This is a genomic window from Frankia sp. CcWB2, from assembly GCF_977927585.1.
The window spans coordinates 17,547-21,637 of sequence record NZ_CDWRCM010000064.1 but is presented as its reverse complement, the minus strand read 5'-3'; the positions used below and the strand labels follow the sequence as shown (position 1 = coordinate 21,637).

The 4,091-nt window shown below is 68.8% G+C and carries 7 protein-coding genes; all 7 read left to right on the top strand.

Annotated elements, in window-relative coordinates:
- Positions 1 to 86: 86 nt before the first annotated feature.
- The 7 genes from ACY45C_RS09245 (at position 87) to ACY45C_RS09215 (ending at position 3,742) form a co-directional block, all read left to right on the top strand.
- Positions 87 to 383, top strand: coding sequence for a MoaD/ThiS family protein (locus tag ACY45C_RS09245; RefSeq protein WP_462187210.1), 297 nt, complete (start codon positions 87 to 89; stop codon positions 381 to 383).
- An 84-nt stretch (positions 384 to 467) separates the two neighbouring features.
- Positions 468 to 1,433 (top strand): hypothetical protein, encoded by a 966-nt coding sequence (locus tag ACY45C_RS09240; protein ID WP_462187209.1) that lies wholly within the window; start codon positions 468 to 470, stop codon positions 1,431 to 1,433.
- Positions 1,434 to 1,498: 65 nt separating this feature from the next.
- The gene (locus ACY45C_RS09235) at positions 1,499 to 1,963 is read left to right on the top strand and encodes a thioredoxin family protein (protein WP_462187208.1); all 465 of its coding nucleotides are present in this window, start codon (positions 1,499 to 1,501) and stop codon (positions 1,961 to 1,963) included.
- Complete coding sequence (locus ACY45C_RS09230; protein ID WP_462187207.1) at positions 1,911 to 2,078, top strand: putative leader peptide; 168 nt, start codon at positions 1,911 to 1,913, stop codon at positions 2,076 to 2,078. Before ACY45C_RS09235 ends, ACY45C_RS09230 begins: the two co-directional genes overlap by 53 nt.
- A gap of 93 nt (positions 2,079 to 2,171) precedes the next feature.
- On the top strand, positions 2,172 to 2,591 hold the full coding sequence (locus tag ACY45C_RS09225; protein ID WP_462187206.1) for a DUF4395 domain-containing protein: 420 nt from the start codon (positions 2,172 to 2,174) through the stop codon (positions 2,589 to 2,591).
- The gene (locus tag ACY45C_RS09220; protein WP_462187205.1) at positions 2,588 to 3,439 is read left to right on the top strand and encodes a sulfurtransferase; all 852 of its coding nucleotides are present in this window, start codon (positions 2,588 to 2,590) and stop codon (positions 3,437 to 3,439) included. The genes ACY45C_RS09225 and ACY45C_RS09220 overlap by 4 nt, the downstream gene beginning before the upstream one ends.
- A gap of 3 nt (positions 3,440 to 3,442) precedes the next feature.
- A complete protein-coding gene (locus ACY45C_RS09215) occupies positions 3,443 to 3,742 on the top strand; it encodes a DUF1416 domain-containing protein (RefSeq protein WP_462187204.1) in 300 nt (99 codons plus the stop codon).
- Positions 3,743 to 4,091 lie beyond the last annotated feature (349 nt).

Here is a 4,091-nt window from a genome sequence, read left to right as displayed (position 1 = left end):
TCCTGTGTATCGACCCCCACGCGTTCGTACCAATTCCCGCTTCTCCGGTGAAGATGACGGACGAAGGGCCGGAAGGATGGTGAAGGATGGTGACGGACGAGACCGCAGGGGCGGCCCGGCCCGCGTCGATCGCGCGGGTGACCGTCCGCTACTGGGCCGCCGCCAGGGACGCCGCGGGGGTGCCCCAGGAGGAGATCGGCGCGGATACGCTGGCCGCTCTGCTCGATGTCGTCGCGGCCCGCCACGGCGGGGCCCTGCCGGCGCTGCTGCGACGGTGCTCCTACCTCGTCGACGACCAGCCCGTGGGCCGGCGGGATCCGGCGGGGGTCATCCTGCGTGACGGTTGCGTCGTCGAGGCCATCCCTCCCTTCGCCGGGGGATGACGCTGTTCGTCGCCGGCCCGAGGCCGCGCCTGGCTGGGACGGCGCGACGTGAGCCGCCCGAGCCGGACATGACAGCATGGGCCGGTGAGCGCAGGCGATCCTGGCAGGCCCCACGGCGTCCTCGTCCCGGACGAGGCTGCGTCCATCCCCGCAGCCCGCTGGGCGCCGGGCGCTTTGCCGTTGGCGGCCCTGGTGGCTACCGGCCTGGTGATGGCGGCCGCAGCCCTCGGCACGGGAGCCCTCGCGGCGGTCCTCATCGTCGAACAGATCGCGTTTGCCTGGGCCTGGGTCCGGATACTCCGGGCGTCGACCGGCACCACCCTGCTCGTGGCGGCCTGGGGTGTCCTCGGTGACGTGGTTCTGTTGGCCTCGGACCGGCACAGCTACGGATCGTTGGCCGGAGTCGTCGGGATCGCCGTGGCGGTCGTGATCCTCTACCAGCTCGCCCGACGCCGGTCAGCTCCCGTCTCCGGGGCAGGCCCGGTGTCCGCCAATGGTTCGAGTCCGGTGTCTGCCCATGGTTCGAGTCCGGTGTCTGCTAATGGTTCGAGTCCGCCGCCCGGTCCCGCCGGGCGGGTCGGTGCGGATCTTGCTGCGGCGCTGAGTGGGATCATCTTCTGTGCGCTTTTTGCCGGTTACCTTGCGCTGCGCGCCGGGTCCGGCGCGCACTATCCGGCCGATCTGCTGGTCATCGCCGGCCTCCTCGGCGCGGGTGGCACGGTCGTGGTGGGCCGGCTAGTGGGATGGGCGGGCGTTCCGCTGGTGCCGGCCGGGGCGGTTGGCGTTCTGGCCGGCGCGGCGCTGGGGGCCGGCTTCGGTGCCCTCAACCCCGATCGTCTGACGGTGGGGGCCGCCGTCGCGATCGCCGCGGCGGGAGGGGCCGTGGCCGCCGTCATCGATCTGGTGCTGGCGCGGGCCCGTGACGCAGAGCCGCGGGTCGGCCCGGTCGCCACCTCGGCGCTGGTCGCGGACGTCCTGCTCACCGCCATCCTGCCGCTGGCCTCCGCGGCGCCACTGGTGTATTTCGTCGGGCGGCATCTGCCTGCGTGAGTCGATCGTCGGGCCGTGGCGGGGCTTGGACGGGAAGAGCCGGCCCGTCGGATGCTGTAGAAGCCGTGACCGGAATGTGGGTGTTGTCGGTGGCAACCGTGGCTGCGCTTGGACTGGGGGTGCTCATGCGGGCCCGGGACGGACGGTTCCGGCCGGTGGACGGCGGACTGCGGGCCGAATTCGCATCGTTGGGCGAGACGATGGGGGAGCGGGCGACGCTGCTGCAGTTCTCCACGGCGTTCTGCGCCCCCTGCCGGTCCACCCGTCGGGTGCTGGCAGGGGTTGCCGAGGTCGTGCCCGGGGTACGCCATGTCGAGGTTGATGCGGAGGCGCATCTCGACCTCGTCCGTCGGCTGGGGATCGGGCGGACTCCGACGGTACTGATCATTGACGGTCATGGCAGGGAGGTGCGGCGCGCAAGCAGTGCCCCGCCGACGCGTGCGGCGGTGTTCGCCACCCTCGAAGAGATCGTTTTCGATGGGATCAATCGGGCAGATGGTGATCCTTCGGATTCATCGTCGGCGGGTTAACACAGACGTGACGTTCACTGCTACCGTGACACGAACCATGTCCCAGATACAGCTTGTGAAGCGCCGCGCAGTCGACCTGTGCCGTGTACACAGCTGTCTGTGTCGTCTTTCCTGATCGTGGGTTGTGTCCCTCAGCCGTGATCGGCTGGCCCCGGTGCATCGCCACATCCGAGCGGGTAGTCCAAGCCGGAAGTCAGGAGAAGGCCTCGTGGTAGATCCTCGCGGTATGCGGTTCGCCGCTGCCGTCACCACGATCATGCTCGCCGTGGTACTGCTCGCCGGCAGCCGCTGGTTGCTGCTCGCGCAGACCGTGGTGTTCGGGGTGGGGGCGGTGGCCGGGGTCCGGTACGCGCCCTACGGGCTGGTGTTCCGTTCCCTGATCCGGCCGAGACTGGGGCCGCCCGCCGCCACCGAGGACGCCGCGTCACCCCGGTTCGCCCAGCTGGTCGGCGCGATCTTCGGCGTCGTGGGTCTCGTGGGATTCTTCGCGGGGATGCCGGCACTCGGTTACGTCGCGGTGGCCCTGGCCTTCGTGGCGGTTCTCCTCAATGCGGCGTTCGAGTTCTGTCTCGGGTGCCACCTGTATCTTTTTCTCCATTCGATAACCGTGAAAGGAGCACGCACATGAGCCGTGAGAAGGCGCTGGTCGACGCCTCGTGGGTCGAAGCGAACCGTAACGACCCGAAGGTCGTCCTGGTCGAGGTCGACGAGGACGTCTCCGCGTACGACAAGGGGCACATCCCGGGCGCGGTGCGTCTCGACTGGAAGTCCGAACTTCAGGACCCGGTCATTCGTGACTTCATCAGCAGGGAGCAGTTCGAGAAGCTTCTCTCCGAGAAGGGGATCTCGAACGACGACATCGTCGTGCTCTACGGCGGGAACAACAACTGGTTCGCCGCATATGCATACTGGTACTTCAGCCTCTACGGCCACGCCGACGTCCGTCTGCTCGACGGTGGTCGCAAGAAGTGGGAGCTCGACAGCCGTGAGCTGACCACCGAGGTCACCCCGCGCCAGCCCACCAGCTACCGCCAGCCCACCAGCTACACCGCCCCGGAGCCGCGCACCGACATCCGGGCCTTCCGCGAGGAGGTCATCTCCGCGATCGGCGAGAAGGCCCTGGTGGACGTCCGGTCGCCCGACGAGTTCTCCGGCAAGCTGCTTGCTCCCGCGCACCTGCCGCAGGAACAGTCCCAGCGGGCCGGACACATCCCCACGGCGAAGAACATCCCGTGGGCGAAGACCGCGAACGAGGACGGCACGTTCAAGAGCAATGACGAGCTGACCGGCCTCTACACCGAGGCCGGGGTCGACCTGTCCAGGGACATCATCGCCTACTGCCGCATCGGCGAGCGTTCGGCGCACACCTGGTTCGCGCTGCACGAGTTGCTCGACCTGCCGAACGTGAAAAACTACGACGGTTCGTGGACCGAGTACGGCTCGCTCGTCGGCGTGCCGATCGAGAAGGGCACGTGAGCCATGTGCGGCGCCATCAGCGGTGGACCATCTGTGGAGGGAATTGACGTGGCCAAGGAGACTGTGATTCAGGGGGTCGTGGTGCAGAGCGGGGAGCCGGTTTCGACCGGTTATGCCCGCCTGCTGGACGAAGGCGGCGATTTCACCGCCGAGGTTCCGCTGTCCGCGACGGGCCAGTTTCGTTTCTTCGCGCGGCCGGGGCAGTGGACCGTCCGGGCTCTTGTCCCCGGCGCGACCGGCGAGCGCAAGGTCGTCGCCCGTCAGGGTGAGCCGGTCGACACCCAGGTCGAGGTCGCGGCCTGACGTCGCGTTCTTTCGCCGGACGGGGACAACGGGTTTCTTCCGCTGTCCCCGTTCTCACGCTGCCCCGTTCTCATGCCCGGACCCGGCCACCGCGGTTGTTTCCCGCCGGTGGCACGACGGCCGAAGCGGTGCTCGCCGGTGGCGGAACCGTGGTCGGTACGGCGAAAGCCATCGGGCCGATCGAGAAACAGTGCAGACCGTTGTCGCGGGCGAACGCCACTGCGGAGCCCCGATCGGGGAACGGCGCGATGATCCGGTCGACCGCACGCTGGCCGGCGGCGGCGAAAAGGACGACCGCGAAGAGTACGTCGGCTTCTGCCATCATGCGATCATGAAAGCGCATCCCGGG